The 20,205-nt window shown below is 56.7% G+C and carries 16 protein-coding genes and 1 riboswitch; of the genes, 5 read left to right on the top strand and 11 right to left on the bottom strand.

Translation table 11 applies throughout. The annotated features are described in order from the left end of the window. Nucleotides 1-5 precede the first annotated feature (5 nt). Nucleotides 6-959 (top strand): sugar-binding transcriptional regulator, encoded by a 954-nt coding sequence (locus tag F617_RS0114815; protein WP_019565848.1) that lies wholly within the window; start codon nucleotides 6-8, stop codon nucleotides 957-959. A gap of 29 nt (nucleotides 960-988) precedes the next feature. Beyond that, nucleotides 989-1,774 (top strand): SDR family oxidoreductase, encoded by a 786-nt coding sequence (locus F617_RS0114810; RefSeq protein WP_003517095.1) that lies wholly within the window; start codon nucleotides 989-991, stop codon nucleotides 1,772-1,774. Here the strand turns inward: F617_RS0114810 and F617_RS0114805 are convergent. From F617_RS0114805 to F617_RS0114795, 3 genes are all read right to left on the bottom strand, one after another. Further along, on the bottom strand, nucleotides 1,764-2,318 hold the full coding sequence (locus F617_RS0114805; RefSeq protein WP_019565847.1) for a peroxiredoxin: 555 nt from the start codon (nucleotides 2,316-2,318) through the stop codon (nucleotides 1,764-1,766). The genes F617_RS0114810 and F617_RS0114805 overlap by 11 nt on opposite strands. Nucleotides 2,319-2,868: 550 nt before the next feature. Continuing rightward, the gene (locus F617_RS0114800) at nucleotides 2,869-3,375 is read right to left on the bottom strand and encodes a flavin reductase family protein (RefSeq protein ID WP_034502163.1); all 507 of its coding nucleotides are present in this window, start codon (nucleotides 3,373-3,375) and stop codon (nucleotides 2,869-2,871) included. Nucleotides 3,376-3,434: 59 nt separating this feature from the next. Then, nucleotides 3,435-4,820 carry an LLM class flavin-dependent oxidoreductase gene (locus F617_RS0114795; protein WP_019565845.1) on the bottom strand — a complete coding sequence of 462 codons (1,386 nt, stop codon included), beginning with the start codon at nucleotides 4,818-4,820 and terminating at the stop codon, nucleotides 3,435-3,437. Between the two features lie 145 nt (nucleotides 4,821-4,965). Here F617_RS0114795 and F617_RS0114790 point away from each other — a divergent pair, with 145 nt between their 5' ends. Continuing rightward, the gene (locus tag F617_RS0114790; RefSeq protein WP_245260806.1) at nucleotides 4,966-6,003 is read left to right on the top strand and encodes a helix-turn-helix domain-containing protein; all 1,038 of its coding nucleotides are present in this window, start codon (nucleotides 4,966-4,968) and stop codon (nucleotides 6,001-6,003) included. A 351-nt stretch (nucleotides 6,004-6,354) separates the two neighbouring features. On the opposite strand, the gene F617_RS0114785 is transcribed toward F617_RS0114790, so the two are convergent. From F617_RS0114785 to F617_RS0114760, 6 genes are all read right to left on the bottom strand, one after another. Beyond that, nucleotides 6,355-7,383 carry a methionine synthase gene (locus tag F617_RS0114785; protein ID WP_019565843.1) on the bottom strand — a complete coding sequence of 343 codons (1,029 nt, stop codon included), beginning with the start codon at nucleotides 7,381-7,383 and terminating at the stop codon, nucleotides 6,355-6,357. 24 nt (nucleotides 7,384-7,407) lie between these two features. Beyond that, on the bottom strand, nucleotides 7,408-8,385 hold the full coding sequence (locus tag F617_RS0114780; RefSeq protein ID WP_019565842.1) for a DUF1852 domain-containing protein: 978 nt from the start codon (nucleotides 8,383-8,385) through the stop codon (nucleotides 7,408-7,410). Between the two features lie 102 nt (nucleotides 8,386-8,487). Next, nucleotides 8,488-8,701, bottom strand: a riboswitch (cobalamin riboswitch). A 142-nt stretch (nucleotides 8,702-8,843) separates the two neighbouring features. Continuing rightward, nucleotides 8,844-9,029: a hypothetical protein gene (locus tag F617_RS0114775; RefSeq protein WP_019565841.1), complete on the bottom strand. Its 186-nt coding sequence runs from the start codon at nucleotides 9,027-9,029 to the stop codon at nucleotides 8,844-8,846. Nucleotides 9,030-9,478: 449 nt separating this feature from the next. After that, nucleotides 9,479-10,759 (bottom strand): hypothetical protein, encoded by a 1,281-nt coding sequence (locus F617_RS0114770; protein ID WP_019565840.1) that lies wholly within the window; start codon nucleotides 10,757-10,759, stop codon nucleotides 9,479-9,481. A 92-nt stretch (nucleotides 10,760-10,851) separates the two neighbouring features. Next, on the bottom strand, nucleotides 10,852-12,819 hold the full coding sequence (locus tag F617_RS0114765; RefSeq protein WP_019565839.1) for a glycosyltransferase family 2 protein: 1,968 nt from the start codon (nucleotides 12,817-12,819) through the stop codon (nucleotides 10,852-10,854). A 138-nt stretch (nucleotides 12,820-12,957) separates the two neighbouring features. Beyond that, complete coding sequence (locus tag F617_RS0114760; RefSeq protein WP_019565838.1) at nucleotides 12,958-14,412, bottom strand: hypothetical protein; 1,455 nt, start codon at nucleotides 14,410-14,412, stop codon at nucleotides 12,958-12,960. Nucleotides 14,413-15,423: 1,011 nt separating this feature from the next. Between F617_RS0114760 and ggt the strand changes: the two genes are divergently transcribed. Together ggt and F617_RS27095 are read left to right on the top strand one after the other, a co-directional pair. Then, entirely contained in the window at nucleotides 15,424-17,181 is a 1,758-nt protein-coding gene (gene ggt / locus F617_RS0114750) for a gamma-glutamyltransferase (RefSeq protein WP_019565836.1), read from the top strand. Nucleotides 17,182-17,477: 296 nt separating this feature from the next. Then, complete coding sequence (locus tag F617_RS27095) at nucleotides 17,478-17,708, top strand: BrnA antitoxin family protein (RefSeq protein WP_013637508.1); 231 nt, start codon at nucleotides 17,478-17,480, stop codon at nucleotides 17,706-17,708. A 283-nt stretch (nucleotides 17,709-17,991) separates the two neighbouring features. On the opposite strand, the gene F617_RS0114740 is transcribed toward F617_RS27095, so the two are convergent. Together F617_RS0114740 and F617_RS0114735 are read right to left on the bottom strand one after the other, a co-directional pair. Beyond that, entirely contained in the window at nucleotides 17,992-18,891 is a 900-nt protein-coding gene (locus tag F617_RS0114740; protein WP_019565834.1) for a sugar phosphate isomerase/epimerase family protein, read from the bottom strand. A gap of 133 nt (nucleotides 18,892-19,024) precedes the next feature. Next, nucleotides 19,025-20,197, bottom strand: coding sequence for a Gfo/Idh/MocA family protein (locus F617_RS0114735; RefSeq protein ID WP_026330871.1), 1,173 nt, complete (start codon nucleotides 20,195-20,197; stop codon nucleotides 19,025-19,027). Between the last annotated feature and the right edge of the window lie 8 nt (nucleotides 20,198-20,205).

Raw genomic sequence — 20,205 nt, 5'->3', positions numbered from 1 at the left:
GGCTTATGGGCAGGATCAACGAACTTCGGATGATATCCCGCGTGGCGCAGATGTATTTCAGCGAGCACAGGCGGCAGGCGGAGATTGCCGAACATCTCAATCTTTCGCAGGCCACCGTCTCGCGCATGCTGAAGCGTGCCGAAACGGAAGGTATCGTGCGCACCAGCATCATTCCGCCGCCCGGTACCTATAGCGATCTTGAAGCACAGCTTCGCGAACGCTTCGACCTGCCGGAAGCCATTGTCGTCGATTGCAGCGAGGATCGCGACGGCGCGATCATGGCCCGCATCGGCGAGGCTGCCGCGCATTTTCTCGAGGTGACGCTGTCGCAAAACGAGATCATCGGCGTTTCCAGCTGGAGCCAGACGATCTTCAAGATGGTGGAAAACATCCATCCGCTGAAGGGCGCCAAAGCGCGTTACATCGTCCAGACGCTGGGCGGCATGGGCGATCCTTCCGTGCAGACGCACGCGACCCAGATCACCACCCGGCTGGCGCGGCTGACGGAGGCCGAACCGAAATTGCTGCCGGTCCCCGGCGTCGCCACCTCTCGTGAGGCGAAGCTTTTGATGCTGGCCGATCCCTTCGTGCGCGAAACAATTGATCTTTTCGGTTCGATCACGCTCGCCATCGTCGGTGTCGGTGCCGTCGAGCCATCGGAGCTTCTTGCCCGCTCGGGCAATATCTTTTCCGCCAAGGAGCTTGCCGATCTCGCACAGGCGGGCGCCGTGGGCGATATTTCGCTCAGGTTCTTCGACAAGGATGGCAAGCCCGTCAAGACGCCGCTCGATGACCGGGTCATAGGCCTTCCGCTGGAGAACCTCTCCAATGTCGACCGCGTCATTGCACTCGCCGGCGGCTCGAAAAAAACCGAGGCGATCGCCGGTGCGCTCAGAACCGGCGTGATCGATGTCCTTGTCACCGACAAATTCACCGCCGAACGACTGGTCGGCACATAAACATAGCCATTATCCCATAAGGAGGAGACATGAGGCGCTTTGAAGGTCAATCCGTATTCGTGACCGGAGGCAACAAGGGCATCGGTTACGGCATCGCCCGCCGTTTTGCCGAGGAAGGCGCGAAAGTCGCCATCGCCTCTGTCGACAAGGACACCAATGACGCCGCCAAAAAGCTGGCGGACGAAACCGGCTCAGTCACCCATGGCGTGATCCTCGATGTGCGCGATGCGGCGGCGGTGCGCGAGGCCTATGGCGCAGCCGAAGAGGCAATCGGTCCGCTTTCCATCTCCGTCCAGAACGCCGGCGTCATCACCATCTCCAAGATCGAGGAGCTGACGCAGGAACAGTGGGATTTCAACCTCGATGTCAACACCAAGGGCGCGTTCCTGTGCTGCCAGGAGGCGATCCGCCGCTTCCGCGCAAGTGGCACCAAGGGCCGCCTGGTTAACACCGCCTCCGGCCAGGCCCGTCAGGGTTTTATCTATACCCCCCACTATGCCGCTTCAAAATTCGGCGTCGTCGGCCTCACGCAAAGCCTGGCCAAGGAACTGGCGCCCGAAGGCATCACCGTCAACGCCATTTGCCCCGGCATCATCCACACCGAAATGTGGGATTATAACGACCGAGTCTGGGGCCAGATGCTCGGTGACTACAAGCCCGGCGAACTCATGGCCGAATGGGTGCGCAACATTCCAATGCGCCGCGCAGGAACACCAGCCGAAGTGGCAGCCTTGGTGGCGTTTCTCGCCTCCGAGGATGCGGCCTACATCACCGGCCAGACAATTAATGTCGATGGCGGGCTGATCATGTCGTAGCACTCAACCAATCGATGACGGCATCTGCGTTCTTCTCTGGCGGATGGACCGGGTAAAAGACATGCTTGATAACGCCCGTTTCGATAATCATCGTGAGCCTCTTGAGCAGTGTCAGGCCTCCAGCCTGGAAAGTTGGAAGGCGGAGGGCTGACACCAGAAGGAGTGAATGATCGGAAAGCAGAGGAAACGGCAGGTGAAGCCGCTCTGCTGCCTCTCGCTGATACTCCGTGGTCTGCGTAGAAAGGCCAAACAGACGCGTTGCTCCCAATGCCTTCAGTTCAGCGAAATGATCACGAAAGGCACAGGACTGTGGTGTACATCCCCTCGCGCCGGGTATTGCGTCCCATCCGTCAATCACCTTGCCTCCGGGCGGGCTTGTCCGGGGGTAAGCATAGACCACGGTTAACCCCGGCTCACGCAGATCGACTACCTTGCCATCCGTCGCAACCAAGCCAATGCCAGGCAACTCCATCCCGGGTAAATGCCTGGCTGCTCCGTCGTCACGTGGGGTAGCTAATTGCTCATCCACGCCGGGTTCAATCATTGCCACCTCGTTGCTCTTCCTGTCTGTCGACGTTGCGAAGTTAGCCGATTTTCATACTACCGCAATGTGTTGTGCGCAGGTGCAAAGGTGCCGTAGCGATTCGCGCCTTCAGCCTTGATGGAATACGAACGCCACGCCTTCATTCAATTTGACAAAGTCACCGATTGCCAAATCTCTGGCCAATAGAGATGGCGGCAGCCGATAAAACGGAAACTAATTTTCCCGCTGATCCTTGCCTGCGTCGATACCGAATCCGCACTCTCGCAGTGCCTGAACGCCTTGAACAGAATCGAACCATTGATCGTACTACTGTAGAGCTATCGCCTTCAAAGCTATCATCTACGCCAGCAGGGTGCCTGCCAGTCGAACGACGAATATAATCGCCCGCTGGAGGTTCAGATCGACCACGCTGACATGGCCGAAGGGGCAATGTGTGGCAAAGCGCACGGTAAGCTTGCAATCGCACGGATGATGCCGGTCAGGATGAGAGATCTCGGTGCGATTGGGAAGACACAGGCCAACTGCCAATCAATAAATGCTTTGGGCGGCGCTATGCAAATTGCAGCAGCGTGGTCATGTTGCGATCGAAATACAGGAGAGGAGAGCGACCCTTATTGCCCTTCGCGAAATGAACGTTACACACAAAAATCGTGTGCGTTCCCGATTGAAGCACCTCGTGAACTGAACAGCTGAAATGCGCGCATGCGCCTTCCAGCAAGGGCTGCCCCAGTTCGTCCGATGTCCATTCTCCCAGTTCGAAGCGCTTCTCTGGCGGCACTTTTCCACCAAATGCCGTCGCGATTTCACTATGCTCGTTCGAGAGGAGGTTCAGGCTTAGCCGCCCATTGTCTAGAATGGCCGCGTGCGCCGATGCCTTTGTATTCACGCAGACCAGCAGCCTTGGCGGCTCCTGGCAGACCGAGCAAGCTGCGGTGACGGTCAGGCCTGCACGTCCTGCGCTGCCGTCTGTTGTCACAACCTGCACCGCAGCTGCCATCATCGCCATGGCATCTTTGAAACTCAGTGCATCCGCTCGCGTTAGAGTATTTACCAACATTTTTCCATCCATGGATGAGGGACAAACGAGGACCCGAACAAAGCCGGGTCCGTGATGCCTTACTCGGCAGCGTCGAGGGACTGCCCGCTAAATGCGCTTCGATAGGAAGCGCCAGGATGATTTTCAGGGAGAAGCGATCCCCGCCCGAAAAGCTTTTCGCGGAGCGTTCCTTCCGCATATTCGCTTTGCGCAAGACCGCGTCGTTGAAGTACCGGCGTGACGTGATCGATAAAATCGACGAACGTGTCAGGGTGAAGTTGGCATATCATGTTAATGCCATCGACACCGGCATCCTGCCACTGCTCCAATTCATCCCCGATGGATTCGGGAGTTCCCACGATACGACAATTGTAGGAGAGCGCGTTTGCCAGATCCTTGACAGTCGCCTTCTCGCCCTCGGGCTTGCCCATCTCGATCATACGGGCATAACCCTGCAATCCATCCAGACCCGACTCGTCGATCGGCTTGTCAGGCTCCATGTGTGAAAGATCGACTCCCATGTCGCGGCTGACATGTGCGGCCAGACCCTCATAGCTGACCCATTCGTCAATTTCCCTCGCCTTGCGTTCTGCTTCCTCCATCGTGCTGCCGACAACGAAGGACAGTCCCTGGATGAACTTGAGATCGTCAGGGCCCCGCCCTGCCTGGCTGGCCACTTGCTTGGTGCCGGCGATGCCGATACGGGCTCCGTTCACATTTGGATAGAGCACGAATGTCCCTTCGGCATGCTGCGCCGCAAACTTGCTTCCCCGCTTCGAGGCGCCTGCCTGATATAACATCGGCGTGCGCTGTGGCGAGGGGCTCACGAGATGCGGCCCCTGCACCCTGTAGCGCTCACCCTGATGGTTGATGCGGTGCACCTTGGTATGGTCGCTGAAGACGCCGCTTTCGCGGTCCGCAATCATTGCATCTGCGTCCCAGGAGCCCTCCCAGAGCTTATAAAGCACGTCCATATATTCATCCGCCCAGTCATAGCGCTGATCGTGGGGAACGATCTTGTCGAAACCGAAATTCCGTGCTGAGTTGTCGGTCACGCTCGTGACGATGTTCCAGCCGATGCGGCCGCCGCTGATGTGATCAAGGGTCGATGCCTTCTTGGCAAACGCGAATGGGTGTTCGGAAAGAAGAGAACTCGTAAAGACAAGCCCCAGATCCGTCGTCACGCCCGCCAGAGCAGCGCAGAGAGTGAAGGTGTCGTTGCAAGGCATGTGAAGGCCTTGCTGGAAGTATGCATCCCACTTCCCGTCATAGGCGGGATCGATGCCCAGGATATCGGCAAAGAAGATGGCGTCGAATTTGCCCTGCTCCAGCTTCTTGACGAGGTTGGCCCATGTTGCGAAATCGTTGAAATTGGCCAGCTCATTTTTCGGATGTCGCCACGTCCCGTGGTAGATGTGCGAAGGGACGTTCATGGTAAAGCAATTGAATATCAGACGCTTGCGCATAGCTTCTCCTGTTTGTTGTCTTTGTTCCCGGAAACAAGCCTATGCCGCAACGCAACATGCGTCTTGGCTCACAGTGAACAGTTTCTGTGCGCAAAGTGACACTGGCCATAATGGCATTCATCTCTTCATGCCCGAAGACTGCGGAATGACCCCGGTTCGGGTCGATCGTGCCAGCAGACGAAGATTGCTTGGCATGTTTTTTGCGTCATCATTGCGACAATCGTCACTGACGGAGGCGCTGGAAATGACTGTCTGGAACGCAACCGAATTGCCGCAGAAGGACCGTTTCCCTTTCTGGAAAGAGGTGCTCTGCCAGGAATACGTCGCTTTGAACTCGACAACAGAAGGCCATGCCCCGTTTTTCGGCCACGTTCGTGCCAAGCTGCTAAACTCGATCAACGTCACGACAATTTCGTCGAGCAGGCAAAAAATTCATCGCCGCAGGCAGGAAATCAGCCGAATGCCCGAACAGGTGTACTTCCTCAATCTACAAGTGGAAGGTCACTGCCGGATGATGCAGAACGGCAGGGAAGCGCTCTTGCAGCACGGTGATTTCTCGATCGTCGATTCGACCGAGCCATATGTCAACGATTACTGCAGCGACAGTTGGACCCAGCATTCGTTCCGCATTCCCAAGGCAATTCTGCAGCCTCCTCTGAAGCAACCCGACAGACTGATGGCCACTAAAATAAGCAGCAGTGATCCACTTGCGGGACTTGCGACCGACTATCTGTCATCGATTGCGATGAATGCCGAGCATCTCGACGCCGTCGCGTCCTTATCCATCACCAACCATCTGGTGGAACTGGTTGCGCTGGTTCTCGGCGTATCCGATCGCGAGCGAGACCGAGCGAGGGGGACATTGCGCAATCAGCTCGCTTTTTCCCTGATCAACTACATCACTTCGCATGCGGCAGACCCGGCACTGACACCGGCGAAGGCAGCCGAACATTTCCGCATTTCGGTTCGCTATGTTCACCGACTGCTGGAAGACAGCGGCGAGACATTCAGCCAGTTCTTGCTTCGGCAAAGGTTGCAAAAATGCGCGGACGATCTGCGTACCAAAGGTGGCAGCTCTATTGGAGAGATCGCTTTCCGATGGGGATTCAATGACCTCTCGCATTTCAGCCGATCGTTTCGGAACCAGTTCGGTGTCGCGCCACGCGAATATCGAGTGCAGTAGTGTAAAGCAAGCAGCACCCGTTTGACGTAGACGGGTTCGTGGACGGTGGATAGCGACGGACTTACATGGCAAGCGACTTGTCTTGCGCCTTGAAAGGATCAAAACCATCAAATCCTCAGTTGAGTGGTAATGAATGTGTAAATTCTCTAATCTGGCGACGACCTGCTCTTCGGAATTGCCGGCTTGAACAGGCGGTCTTGCCAGCTTTGCATCAAGAGGCGGACATCCGTCGAAGCCGTCAGGATGATCCGCGCCGTGACCTTATAGCCATTCGTAAGTCTCCCAGCGTTTGTCGCGATGGGCGCGGTGGCGGCGAACGGCTGCCATCCGCAGGTTCAGACTATCAAAAAACTAAACAGTGAGCTCTCTTCGGACGATCTCAGCTCCTGCGCTCAAGGAATTCAGCTTGTCTCTTGCCACACGACGAGACAGGGGGGCCATGCCGCAATTGGTGCAGGGGCAAAGTTTATCTGCGTCGACAAACTTAAGCGCCTTGCGCAGCGTTGCAGCGACTTCCTCCGGGGTTTCGATGGTATTGCTTGCCACATCGATGGCCCCGACCATCACTTTCTTACCTCGAACAAGTTCCAGAAGATCCATTGGGACATGAGAATTGTGGCATTCGAGGGAGATCATACCGATGCCGGATTTCTGCAGCCTGGGGAGAGTTTCCTCATACTGCCGCCATTCTGACCCGAGTGTCTTTTTCCAATCCGTATTGGCCTTTATGCCGTAACCGTAGCAGATATGGACGGCGGTCTCGCACTTCAGCCCTTCAATTGCCCTGTCCAAAGTGGCAACACCCCAGTCATTCACATCGTCAAAGAAAACGTTGAAGGCAGGTTCGTCGAACTGGATGATATCGACGCCGGCAGCCTCCAATTCCTTTGCTTCCTCGTTGAGTATCCCGGCAAATTCCCAGGCAAGCTTTTCACGGCTCTTATAATGGCCGTCAAAGAGAGTATCGATCATCGTCATCGGACCCGGCAAAGCCCATTTGATGGGTTGTTTTGTCTGCTGGCGCAAAAACTTGGCGTCTTCGACGAACACGGACTTCTGGCGAGACACGGCGCCGACGACTGTCGGGACACTCGCATCGTAGCGATCGCGAATTCTGACCGTCTCGCGTTTTGCAAAATCGACCCCGTCGAGGTGCTCGATGAAAGTAGTGACGAAATGTTGGCGTGTTTGCTCGCCATCACTGACGATGTCGATGCCGGCCTGTTGCTGATCGTCCAGTGAAAGGCGCAGGGCATCTCTCTTGCCTTCCAGTAATTCCTCGCCCTCCAGCTTCCAGGGCGACCACAGTTTTTCGGGCTGCGCAAGCCAGGAGGGTTTCGGCAGGCTGCCAGCGGTCGATGTGGGGAGAAGTTTCTTCACGATGGGACCTCTTCTAAGTGATGCTCAGGCGGGGCGGTGAGCAAACAATTGCTCAAGGACGGCGCGGTATGGCTTGATGAAGTGTTTTTCGGTGAACTTACCCTGATCCACCGCCAAGCGATTTCGTTCGTCGCGATCGTAAATGACCCGGGTCAGCGAATAGTCCTGGTGCTTCAGGTTGGGCTGGTAAAATGTCCCGGCTGCTGCGTTCGCATTGTAGATTTCGGGGCGATAAATTCTCTGGAACGTTTCCATCGTGCTGATGACGCCGATTAGCTCAATATTGGAGTAGTCGCCCAGCAAGTCCCCAACAAAGTAGAAGGCCAACGGCGCAACGCTGCCTGCAGGCATGAAGTAGCGAACCTGCAATCCCATTTTCCCGAAATACTGGTCGGTGGACGAGAACCCATTCTGCCGGTATTCGACGCCCATGACGGGGTGATGATTTTCGGTCCGGTAATAGGTCTTGCTGGTCGAGGCGCTGATGCAAATGACCGGCGGCTTGCGAAAGTGCGAGCGGTAGGCATCCGACCGCAGAAAAGACTTGAACAGGTTTCCATGCAGGTCGCCGAAGTCGGCCGGAATGCTGAAGGCAGGAACGCTTTTGTTATGCTCCGGCAGCACAATGCTGAAGTCGTAGTCTCGCACATAGGAGGAGAAGTTATTCCCCACAATGCCGTCGATACGTTCACTGGTTTTGTGATCGATGATCGTCGTCTTCAGTATCTCGATGAGGGGAAATTTTTCACCTGCGACATCGAAGCTCATATCGACCGAAATGATCTCCAACTCGACCGAGTATCGGTCCGATTTGGGATTATCCCAGTGAGCGAGGGCGTTGAAGCGGCTGTCGATCATGCGCATGACATTGCGCAGGTTTTCCTGCCGCTTTTCGCCCCTGGCCAGATTGGCGAAATTGGTGGTGATGCGCGTATTTTCTGAAGGACGATAGTCCTCATCGAAGGGTACGCTCGTGATCGTAAAAATGCAGGTCTGAGACATGTTGTGCCCCTATAAAGTTGGGGGCATGGGTCTGCGGACGCATAGCAAGACAGGCCGCGACAATGCAGCCTTTGCTACGGCACACTGGGACACCCCGCCCGTGGACGTTATTTCACCAAAGGCAGGTCTCCTGGCTCACGGATCATCACTTCCGTCCGTCTTCCCGGGGTAAACCAGTGACATATTGGACTTCAGCTCGCCGCTTACAGTTGCGGGGGCAGCGTCGGCTTTTCCGCATGACACGGAGCACCGACTTCCCTCTTAGCCCCGGCACGTTGCGTGCAACGACTGGGGAACCTTAGGCGCGACTACCATATTGTAAGCCACGTCATCGGTCAACATCATATAACGATATCTTTATGTCCTTAAGTCTGCGTTTCCATCGCCGGTTCCGACCGAATAGGTTGCATTCGGCGTTGTCAGGCGATTCTCACATACGCGGACCTGGCCGTGGCAAACTAAAGATGAATCGTCGACTGTCGGTTCGATTCCGACAAGCGCAGGTAAGCATGCGTGATGACAGCTTCCGGGAAATAGTAGACGTCTTGCGCCACGCAGTTGAAAGGATCAGACCACACCACGAACAGTTCCTGGCGCGGGAGCAGCCTGGTGAAACCGGAGGCGCGCATGATTTCGGCTGCCACAGGCGTTTCAACGAAGCGGCCCCGCTGGAGGTTGGGATGCTATTCGGACATGCCCTACTGTGCCGGCGCAGCGCTATTTAAGGGATCGGCGTTTGAATTAAATAGCGAATGAGCGAAGGCAAGCACCCTTAAATAGCGGGCCGATAACATCACGGACGCGTATCCGCGACAGCATCGCCGAATCTGTGCTCGGTCCTTCGGACCGCCGCATGTCGTTGAAGGTGCACAGGAAGTTCCGATCCGCACCGGGCATCTGACAGGTCTGGCAGTGGGCGGTATTCGGCTTCGTTGATCGTACCGTTAGGCTTGAACCACTGGAACTGCCAGTCGGCAGTCAACGTTGCGGTTTTACGCTTTTCGCCGCTTTCAGCAGCGTCATGCGTCCCAGTTTTCAATCTCCGGCGCAACGGCCTGGAGCAATATCCGTCTGCTGCCGCCGAGACGAACGATTATCCCTCACAAAGACGAATACAACCGCTTTTTCTAAGAAAAGGGTTCCAGCCTTTCGCTGCAAGGATTGCCCAGGCAGTAGCCCCGACATGCGGCAACCTGAAATATTTGAAGTCGGCAAATGTCGAGGTCGGCCCGATCATCAGCCCGGTCGTCAGTTCGTCCCCGACTGTCGCGTAGATCAGGTTATCGGGAGATATTTGTGCGGCGATGGTGGCAAGCAGCGCCTCGGCCCGCTCGGCATCGCCGACCTGCTGAAATGCCAGCGCGGCCTGGGCCGTACCTTCCAGCCACACACCATCCTGATCGTCGTTAAAATCAAAACCTCCCGCAACCGCATAATGCCGATCAACCCAATGCAGAACACGCCCACTGCGGCCCCGAAACTCCGGCACGGCGAGAATGGGCCAGAGCTCGGAATCTATTCCGGACTGGCTCGAGTTGGGTGTGTCGCTTCCGGGTAGGCTGCCGACGTAAAACCGTCCCTGCTGCTCATTCCACATCGCATCAAGAAATTTGCCTGTTTTGTCCCGCATCGCCTGCCAGGCGCGCGCTCCCTCAATTTCGGCGAGCCAACCCGCAACGGCATACACATCGAGATTATGTTCCGTCGATTTCCACTCGAGTTTGGCCGGTGCAGGCTCATGACCGAATGTGCCACCTGTGTAGCCGATATCGCGGACGCCCGCCGTATGCGCATCGATCCAGCGCATGAGTTTGGTCGCTGCCTGCACATAGGACGGATTGCTTAATCGTTCACTGGCAGTGAGAAGCGCAAGTGCCGCCCAGGCCAGGTTGCCCGTTGCGCTGCCCACCTGATAATCATCCTCGACCCACGTCTTGCTGGCCTCACTCCAGAAACCGGGCAAAAGCATAGCATCGTTTTCGTTCGCAACGGGGCCGGAACGGTAAGCGTTGCGCAGGCGGCCATCGCTGTAATAGCGATCGTTGTTGACGGCGAGCAGCAGCGCATCGGCAACCCTTTTTGCTTCGGCATCGTTGCCACAGGAAAAAAGGGCAATCGTCGCCAGGGCATTGTCATAGGTGAAACCCGCATTTGAAAGAGCGGGATCAAGCGCTTTACCGCCCGGTGCAGGCTCAAAGCTCCGAAATACGAAGGGGGTGGTGGATTTGTCCATCTTCCCAACGAGACCCGCGCACAAGCTAACAGCAAGGCGGTCGCGAACTGATCCGGAACCGGTGCGCCCATCGCCAGCAGCGACCACTCCTGTTGTGAAGCAGGTCATGAGAACTGTCGCGATGATCGATTTGACAGACATGAGTTTCCCGTTTGGTGGGCGCTTTTCCAAATAACCCCGCCTCTAGCTTGCGGTTTACGTCGAGCACGGTCCCGGGTTTGGCGCGAATTGTTTTAGCTGAAGGCCCTTGCGAGTAGCATCTGCATGGACTTCAGGAGGTCGCCCTGTTCCGCGACATTTTCGGGCGCATTGCGGAAAAGCAGCCTCAAGATTGCACGATGCTGGTCGGCAGTAGGGGTGAGAGTGAATTTGCCGGGCGTTTGCGAGACTTTCGTTGCATCGATCTGCAGCCAGCCCACCTCGGGCACGTACAGGGACTCTGCCTCGGCGTAAGACCGGTTGAAATCCGCCAGGGTCGCGGTTTCGGTCGAAAGCGCCACGATCCGCACCGCCTTCACCTCGCTTGCGCATTGCAAACGGCCTTCGAGATCCACGCCGATCGGCTCTTCCTTGTCTACACGTGGTAATTCAATGCAGCAGATGAGGCTGGTGAAGGCAATCACCATGGCGACCGCCGACCAGATGAGGTTGAGACAATCTCGCGCCGAAAATTCTACAGGGGCGTCCCATGCGTAAACGGCGAGCAGAACTGAAACCGCGGAGGTGACGGTGACGATTGCGAAAAATAGCGCTGTGGGGCCGTGAATGCGCACCTGTGACCGGTCACCACCTTTCTCCGTGACTTTAAAGGGACGTCCGAAGGGTTTGCGCATAGCCTGAAACAACGTGATGGTGATGGGAACAGCGGTCAGCGCATGCGTCACTTCGGTGAACAGCGGTAGGGTGCGTTTTCCCGATATCCAGGTGGAGTAGGCCCAAAACAAAGCCAGTGACGACAGTCCAAATTTCATGAACATCAGCTCGTCGGCCTGGAGGGCGGAAACGCCTGTGAGCCAGTAGATCGATGGTGCCAGCAACAGGCAGAGGATGAAAGGCTTCGACAGCCAGCAAAACAGCCCGTGCAGATAATGCAGCCTTTGTGTCAGCGTGAACTTGCCGCGCCACAATGGTCCCGTCCGCAGAAGGCCGATCTGAATGGTGCCCAGGCACCACCGCGTGCGTTGCGTGATATATTCTGGCAGGCCCTCAGCCGATAGACCGACACTGAGTTTTTCGTTGAGCCAGCGTGTGACGTAACCTCGCTCCATCAGGCGGTAGGTCAGCAGCATATCTTCGGAAAGTGCATCATGCGGAAACCCGCCGAGCTCGTTGACCGCCGCCCGCCGCACGACAAAACTCGTCCCGACGCAGAAAGCGCAACCGACCGCGTCCTTGGCCGGCTGGAATACATCAAAGAATACACGTTGATCATCGACGAAGGAATTGCGGATGCCGAGGTTGTGCTGGATGGGGTCGCAATTGAAGTAAAATTGCGGTGTCTGCACAACTGCCACCTTGGGATCGGCGAAAAGACCGGTTACGCGACGAAGGAAGTTGGCCTGTGGCGCGAAGTCCGCATCCAGAACCATGATGAAATCGGAAACCTGTGGCAGCGCATTGGTGTGTTCAAGTGCATTGTTCAGATTTCCCGCCTTGGCATGTCTATTGTCTGGGCGCGTCACATAATTGACGCCGACCGTCTCGCAATACTGCCGCACTTCCGGCCTGCGCGTGTCGTCGCAGACAAAAACACGCAGCTGCGGATATTGCATGGCCTGGGCCGCGATAACCGACTTCTCAAGGACGTTTAAAGGTTCGTTGTAGGTGCAGATAAAGACGTCGACGAGTGGCGCATCGGAATTAGTTGCAATCGCGGCTTCCCCTCTATCAGCCAGGAAAGTCCAGTCCGTCCGCCTCGTCAGGATCAGGATCGAGCCGATGGCGTAAAGAACGGAGATCAGCTCGAAGGTGAAATAAATGTAGTTCCATGCAGTCTCCAGAGAAAGCTCGAAGGGCGGCAGCGTATCGGTGGCGCGCCAAAATATGTAAAGGCCAAGAGACAGCAGCATAATCGCACTGAAGGCCAACCGGTCCAGGACCCTGCGCGGGTCGGCCAGTATGGTAAACAGGATCGCGCAAAGGGCGATGACAAGATTGACGTAGAGTACCGACTGGACATCGCCATCAGGGCTGAAATACATCGACTTATCCTCATGGTTGGTCAGGCGCGCGGCACGCCGCGCGTGAATGAGGTTGCTTCGAGTGTCTTAAACAGGTGGTGGGTCGCCCTGCGGGTTTGCATCGCACTCCCGCAGGGGCCCGTCCAATCCATGCGGGTGTCAGGATTGGGTGCGCGGTGCCTTTCCGGTGGCATCCGTATTGCCGAAAGGGTGCTGGGTGATGATATCGGGCTGATGTGCCCGGCCAGGCACGTCCGGCCGCTGTTGGGGCCACTCGATACCAGTGTGTGCGGATAGCGTATCACGCGACGTTTCGATCAGTGCCCATGCGGCCTGCCTGACATCCGACAATTCGCTGACGGAGGTCTTTGCAAACTGGAACAGGCTGGCTGATGCTTCATGCACATAATTCCGGGTTTTGCCGAGCCACTCGCGCCGCAGGCTCACACTCACCCACGTGCCGACCGAACAGGCGCCGTTCTCGGTCAATTTTTCCTGTGCCCTGCTGTCCATGCGAATATAGGCGTAGAGCTCTCGCCGCTCTGTTGGTGGAAAGGGCACGGCATAATCGAGGTCGACACGTTCGGTAGTACGTGGCACCAGGCGCTCCACCACCCCATCGGATTCTTCCGCCCAGGCATCGGAACTCACCTTCACCCGAGAGCCGACGGAAAGCGCCTGTGCCTGACGCTCTGAAAAAATCGCCACGACGAAAGCGTTGCGGCAGTCAAGCGCCTCCGCCAGCGTGTCGCCTGCAACCACTTCACGGCCGGTCGCAGCCACGGGCTTGTAGAGCGTTGTGCCCGGTGGAATGGAAAGATCGGCGCGGGTCAGTCTTTCAATACGTGCGCTCTCCGCAGATGCCAGCGTTTCGAGCTCGCTTTTGCGCGTCTGCATGGTGGTCATCTGCATCCGGATCTGCAGCAGATCTGCGGACCGTGTGCGAATTTCCTGCTGAAGATTTTGCAGCGATTGCAAATCGGAGCCGATATAGATGCCTTGGCGCGCGAAGTTCATTTCCTTGGTGAGTTTGTCAACGGCGACTTTGGCAGCTTGCAGCTTTGTATCTTCAAGTTGTATTGTGTCCGCTATATCCTCTCCGATTCCAGAATACATCCCCTTCGCCATCAGCTTCTGTTTTCGCGTGGCTTCCGCTTTTGCAATTCGGGTCGAATAGGTCACCATCTGCAAGGCTGCATTGGCTGCCTGTAGGTCAGATTCGGTTCTTTGCAGTAACGCCGCCTGCTGACTGGCAAGATCCTTGTTCAAATCGTCGATGCGGCTGGCATAGTCGCCAATAATTCCGTTCTTCTGGCGAAGTTCATTATCGAGTGCTGCCAATTGCACCTTCAGGCCGATGAGCGTGGTATTGTCGACCTTGTCGTTTTCAATAGCAGCCTTACCGTTCTTGTCGGATATCTTTACCACACCGCTGATCGGTGTCGTCAGCGGAATGACTGGTGCATTGATGAGGGCGCGGTTCGTCTGGGATGTGAAGACCGGCGGAAACACAGAAGATGAAAACACCGTGGCGACAACGCCAAGGACAGTATAGGAGGCCAGCTTCACCGACGCACTTTGGCGCACTTCTTTGTCTCTATTGCGGAACAGCATGATATCAACTCCTGTTTTGTTGAACAGCCTTTCCTCCCGCAGTATTAAAATAGTTCACCAAGTTTTTTTGCGACGCAACATCGTTAAGATTGCATTAATAAATTTTTCGAAATCGCCTAAAACATAGGCATCTGCCAGCGTTGAAATCGCAAAAACTCGTCCACGAAAAACTACAGAGCTAAATTTCAATCGTTTCGTATCAGCTGTGCCTTTTAAATGGCATCTGGTTATTATGCGGGCTCTCACCCGGTCGCCCAGGTTGCAACCTATAGGCGCGTCCGCCTACTTCAGGCAGCGGTGCGATTCCGATTTCCCATACCGGCTGTCGATACAGCCAGCGTCAACATGTCTGTGTTCGTGGTAAGTGGTTTGCTGGTTCGGATGATGCTGCCCGAAGGTCTGACGCAATCTTCGCGTGATCGCGTCGCAACAGGCTCCCAACCCTGCGACCATCGATCGGTTCATCGTGCAGGGGTAATCATCACAGAAGACTTGCTGCCGAAGGGACTGATTGCGACCTGAGTGTTGCCACAGGCTATCACTCTTCAAGCATTCCCCTTAGTCAGTTATCGGAGCGCAAGAGATATTTTTTGAGCTTTTTCTTTCATCGGCTTGGAGCGTCTGGCGAGGGGCCACTCAATAAACCTCTCGAAAATATAAGCTGCTAAAGCCACCACCACAGGGAACATCAGCCAAAGCGCCATGTACGCGACATCCGTCTTGTCTAAGCCGCCAATTCTTCGAATGATAGGTCGACCCTTCGACATGATGGACATGCGGCGACACAGCCAACATAGTGCCGAAAAAGAGCGGCGCGCCAGACAGAGGCTTAACAGCGGAGCGAGCCAACGGACGGGGCTGAAATACCGGTGAAGACCGAAGCTTTGCAGCAGTCAAGGGAGAGTTCTGAAAATGGTCCGTGCCGTGGTCAAAACAGGTTCGGCCTGCCTGCTGGCTCAGTTGAATGCCCCGCTACATTAACGAGTTGTACGACGCTGGAGGATTGGACTGATGAAAATGAGATTTCTCGGTGAGGCATTTTTCGCCTTGATGCTTTCCACCGCAGTCGCCTCCGCGCAGCAGGCGTCGGATACGGTGGCGCCCGAAAAAGCGACCGATATTGCGACTGCCAAACGCATCGAGGCAAAGAGCTTCATGGTAGCGGCGGCCAATCCGCTGGCGACTGAGGCAGGGCGTGATGTGATTGCCAGGGGCGGTAACGCCATCGATGCAATGGTGGCGGTGCAGGCCATGCTCGGCCTCGTTGAACCGCAGAGTTCCGGTCTCGGTGGGGGGGCCTTCCTCGTCTATTACGATGCAAAAAGCGGCAAGTTGACCACGTTTGACGGCCGCGAGACGGCGCCGATTGAAGCCACACCGAAGCTCTTCCTGGATGACAAGGGTCAACCGCTAAAATTCATGGACGGAGTGGTCGGCGGCCGCTCTGTTGGCACGCCGGGAACGGTGCGACTTCTGGAGGAAGCCCACAAACGCTATGGAAAGGCCGAATGGGCAAGCCTGCTGAAGCCGGCGGAAACGCTGGCTACAGAGGGCTTTAAGGTGTCACCGCGTCTTGCCTCCCTGATCGCGTCCGAGGGAGACCGGTTGAAGAAATATACAGAACCCCGGTCCTATTTCTTTGACACCTCCGGGGCCGCCCTGCGGGCCGGCGTTCCTTTGAAGAACCCGGCCTATGCCGAGACGCTTGCGGCGCTCGCCAAAGGCGGCGCCGATGCCTTTTACAAAGGGCGAATTGCCGAGGCGATTGTCAAGACTGTGCGCGAGGCGGCCGACAATCCCGGCGTGCTGTCGCTGGCCGATCTTTCCAACTATCGGGTCGTCGAGCGCGAGCCGGTCTGCTTTGCCTATCGTGCTCTTGACGTTTGCGGCATGGGGCCGCCGTCGTCGGGCGGAATCGCCATCGGCCAGATGCTTGGTCTGGTGGAGAATTTTGATCTCAAGGCGCTTGGGCCAAAAAATGTCGACAGTTGGCGCATTATCGGCGACGCCCAGCGTCTCGCCTTCGCCGACCGCGAGCGTTACGTCGCTGACACCGATTTCCTGCCGCTGCCGATCAAGGGCCTCTTGGACAAGACCTATTTGGGCGGGAGGGCAAAGCTGCTCGACGGCGATAAGGCGTTGACCAACGATGCCGTCAAGGCCGGCGAGCCGGAATGGGACCACGCGCTGCTTTTCGGCCGGGATGCGGCGATCGAGTTGCCCTCCACAAGCCATTTTGTCATCGTCGACAAGGACGGCAACGTGGTCTCGATGACGACAACGATCGAAAGCGGCTTCGGCTCGCGTCTGATGACGAACGGCTTCCTGCTCAATAATGAGTTGACGGACTTTTCCTTCAAGACCCATGATGGCGGTCTGCCGATCGCCAACCGCGTTGAGCCAGGCAAACGACCGCGCTCCTCCATGGCCCCGACGATCGTGATGAAGGGTGGCAAACCGCTGCTCGCCATCGGTTCGCCGGGCGGCAGCCAGATCATCGGCTATGTAGCGCAGGCACTAATCGCCTATATCGATTGGGGCATGCCTGTAGAGGCGATCGTCTCCCAGCCGCATCTCATCAACCGCTTCGGCACCTACGACATCGAGGCCGGTACAAGCGCGGAAGGTCTGGCAGGGCCACTGAAGACGCTGGGTTACGAGGTGAAACCGGGCGAGATGAATTCCGGTTTGCATGCCATCGAGATAACCGCCGAAGGTTTGATCGGCAGCGCGGATCCACGACGCGAGGGGGTGGCGGCAGGGGAGTGAAACGCTCCGCCAGCGGAAAGGGCATGAGAATAGGTCAACACGAAGGGTGTGTATCTCGCCAAGGGGCGCTAACACCTTGACAAGAACCTGCGGCCTCCGAATGCAAGTGTGGATAACGGTGCACAATCTCTTCCAGATTGCGCGGGAGAGGCTGACCGGTTTATCGGCAGCAATTACGTTCTTCCGGCTAACCACTACACGTGGGTTGCGACCACCGCTGTGTTTCACATACAGCCTGCAAACAGAAACTGACAGGCTGCGCTGTTCGAGCGCACGACACAAGAGGATATATGACCATGGCAACACCCCGACGACCGTCCAATCCGAAAGACGCAGCAGAGGCGCTATTCAAACCGGCAAAGAAGGTCGCAGCGCCAGCCGTTGAACGGCCTGCAATTCCTAACACCAAAGAGCTTGTATCATTGAAAATCGACAGTGATGTGCTCGCGCATTTTCAAGCCGACGGTCCGGGCTGGCAAGAGCGCATCAACGATACCTTGCGAGCCGCAATGAATGCGTCCAATTAAAGCTCTTGAAACGTACTGACCCCATGCCCCGTCAATAGCTGCCGCTTCTCGGCCTCGCGGCTCGTTGGGCAAGCGTGGCGCAATCATGCGCCATTCACAGTCAGCCCGGACCTCTGTCGAACCGAGAAGGCCTTCTCCGCGTTGAAGGCGCTCGTACCAGAGGTGGCCCAGTGAACTATCCCGCGACTGTGGGATAGCATCGAAAGGCCAGTTGATCTGGTCGAGCCACAAAAGCCTGGTCATATCGCAGGGCCTTTTCGACCACTCCGCGATTGAGGAGGAGTTACTTTGGCCAGTATTTGTTCACATACATCTGTGTCTCACGAAGCATGAAACGGGCACTGTCTTCGGCTCGGTCCTCCCAAGCGAAAACGCAATTTGAAAGGACACCGTCGAATTTCATGTCGGCAAGAGTTGAGAAGAATACTTCCCAGTTGATCTCACCTTGGCCGAAGTCGGTGTGTTGATGGACGCGCACCTTCGCTCCAGGCGGATTTACAATGTAGCGCAGTTGCGAAGACTTGTTATGGTCATAGGTGTCTGCGAGGCGCACATGTGCTAGAAGCCCCTCGGTCGCTCGCAGGTTAGCAACCATGTCGGGACCGTAGAAGAAGGTATGGGGCGCGATGAACGATGCCTTTACAGCCTTTGAATTGATCGTCTTGATGATATCGATGGCAGGGGCGATTTCCTCAATCCAGTCCTCTGGATGCGCTTCGAGCGAGAGGATCAGCCCTTCGCGCTCCAGAATTGGCACGAGGATATCCATCGCACGGAAAAACTGCCCCTCACACGTCTCCGGACGATGCAACCCACTGCGGTCATTCAGGCTTCGATCCGGGGATCCCCCTCGCCCAAACTCCGAGACCAACATCGGGCATTCCATCTCTGCCGCAATTTCGATGGCACGCTTCCAGTTCTCTATCGCCGTTTCCCACTCGTCTTGGTATGGGCTGGCCCAGCGGTACATTGGCTGCAGCGTTGCCAGGCCCACCCCATGGTCCTTGAGGGCCTTCTTGAAGCTCTTTACCCTCTCGGGATAAACCTTCGGACGCGTCCACCAGGAGAGAAAGTCCGGACGGGGTGAGAGCTCAACATAATCGTATCCCAGCTCGGCGGTCTTTCGGCAAATTTCCTCCAGAGATAAATGACGGATCATGTGCGGATCGAGTGCGTGTTTCATCAAAACCTCCTGATAATATAAATTCGCCCCTTCACGGGAGCGTCGATGCGGACAAGCATCGCTTGCTGGACCACGTCGCGTGGGTGGCAATCATTTATGGGGCTGCGCCAGTGGTGCTGCTCCCTCCATCGCGCTACCGATAGTCGACCCAGACCCCGCCGAGATCGGCAGAACGAACGCAGTTCTCAACCCAGCGAACGCCCTCAACCCCTGCAGCAATCCCCGGAAACCGAAGGCTCCCAAGGCGTTCGCCATCGTTTTCGTTGCGCGCCTCCATAGCGATAGCAAAGCGGTCGTAGAGGTTAGCCCAGGCCTCGAAGAGACCCTCGGGATGGCCTGCACCGATACGATCGTCGGCAAGTGCCTTTGCGTGCAGGTAGCCCATGCCACGCTCAAGAATGCGTACCGGCTCGCCCTGAACCTCAAATCGTAGCTGGTTTGGCTGCTCGTCCCACCATTCGATCGAAGCCTTTGATCCGACGACGCGCACCTTTTGTCCATGCATGGAACCCGCATTGATGGCGCTCGACCAGACGGTGCCAAACGCGCCATTGTCATATTCCATCAGGGTCATGGCGTTGTCTTCGAGCGGTGCACGCGTCTTGACGAAGCTCTGCCGGGTGCACAGAAGCCGTTTGATACGGAGGTCGGGCAGGATGACCTCGGAAATATAGAGCGGATGTGTACCGATATCGCCGAGCACATAACTTGGACCTGCGAATTTCGGATCGACGCGCCAGCGGGTCGCCGGGTTTTGAAGCTCGACAGCCTCGTTGTGAAACCCGTGGGCGAATTGCAGGTTGACCAGACGAATTTCCCCGAGCTCGCCGGCAGCAACGAGCTCGCGGGCATGCTCGATGACTTGGTGGCCGCTATAGCCGTAGGTCACGCCAACAATACGGCCGCGCTCTGCGGCGATACGCTGAAGATCCTCGGCCTCGGCCACCGTGAAGCACAGCGGCTTTTCACACACAACGTGCAGCCCGCTTTCCAGTGCAGCCTTGGTGATCTCGTAGTGGGTATTGTTGGGCGTTGCGATCGATACTGCCTCGATCCCATCCGGACGCTTTGCCTCCTCTGCGAAAAGCGCACGCCAGTCGGCGTAGCATCGCGAAGGCTCGAGCCCCAGTTCAACACCGAAGGCGCGGCCGCGCTCGGCATCGAGGTCGAAGGCGCCAGCGACCAGATCGAAGTAGCGATCACGCAGGGCGGCGCTGCGGTGAATATAACCGATCTGACTGCCGCGACCACCACCCACCATAGCCCAGCGAAGAGGTCGTTTTGTCTGACGCGTTCCGTAAATCATGAGGTTTC

The sequence above is a fragment of the Agrobacterium sp. 10MFCol1.1 genome (genome assembly GCF_000381165.1).
GTDB classification, from domain to species: Bacteria; Pseudomonadota; Alphaproteobacteria; order Rhizobiales; family Rhizobiaceae; genus Agrobacterium; species Agrobacterium tumefaciens.
Note: the sequence above shows the minus strand (reverse complement) of the source record. Positions and strands in the feature narration are given on the sequence as shown.

Coding starts and splice junctions, on each gene's coding strand:
- F617_RS0114815 (WP_019565848.1), top strand. CDS start 6: ATGGGCAGGATCAACGAACTTCGGATGATATCCCGCGTGGCGCAGATG.
- F617_RS0114810 (WP_003517095.1), top strand. CDS start 989: ATGAGGCGCTTTGAAGGTCAATCCGTATTCGTGACCGGAGGCAACAAG.
- F617_RS0114805 (WP_019565847.1), bottom strand. CDS start 2,318: ATGATTGAACCCGGCGTGGATGAGCAATTAGCTACCCCACGTGACGAC.
- F617_RS0114800 (WP_034502163.1), bottom strand. CDS start 3,375: ATGTTGGTAAATACTCTAACGCGAGCGGATGCACTGAGTTTCAAAGAT.
- F617_RS0114795 (WP_019565845.1), bottom strand. CDS start 4,820: ATGCGCAAGCGTCTGATATTCAATTGCTTTACCATGAACGTCCCTTCG.
- F617_RS0114790 (WP_245260806.1), top strand. CDS start 4,966: ATGACCCCGGTTCGGGTCGATCGTGCCAGCAGACGAAGATTGCTTGGC.
- F617_RS0114780 (WP_019565842.1), bottom strand. CDS start 8,385: ATGTCTCAGACCTGCATTTTTACGATCACGAGCGTACCCTTCGATGAG.
- F617_RS0114770 (WP_019565840.1), bottom strand. CDS start 10,759: ATGTCTGTCAAATCGATCATCGCGACAGTTCTCATGACCTGCTTCACA.
- F617_RS0114765 (WP_019565839.1), bottom strand. CDS start 12,819: ATGTATTTCAGCCCTGATGGCGATGTCCAGTCGGTACTCTACGTCAAT.
- F617_RS0114760 (WP_019565838.1), bottom strand. CDS start 14,412: ATGCTGTTCCGCAATAGAGACAAAGAAGTGCGCCAAAGTGCGTCGGTG.
- ggt (WP_019565836.1), top strand. CDS start 15,424: ATGAAAATGAGATTTCTCGGTGAGGCATTTTTCGCCTTGATGCTTTCC.
- F617_RS27095 (WP_013637508.1), top strand. CDS start 17,478: ATGGCAACACCCCGACGACCGTCCAATCCGAAAGACGCAGCAGAGGCG.
- F617_RS0114740 (WP_019565834.1), bottom strand. CDS start 18,891: ATGAAACACGCACTCGATCCGCACATGATCCGTCATTTATCTCTGGAG.
- F617_RS0114735 (WP_026330871.1), bottom strand. CDS start 20,197: ATGATTTACGGAACGCGTCAGACAAAACGACCTCTTCGCTGGGCTATG.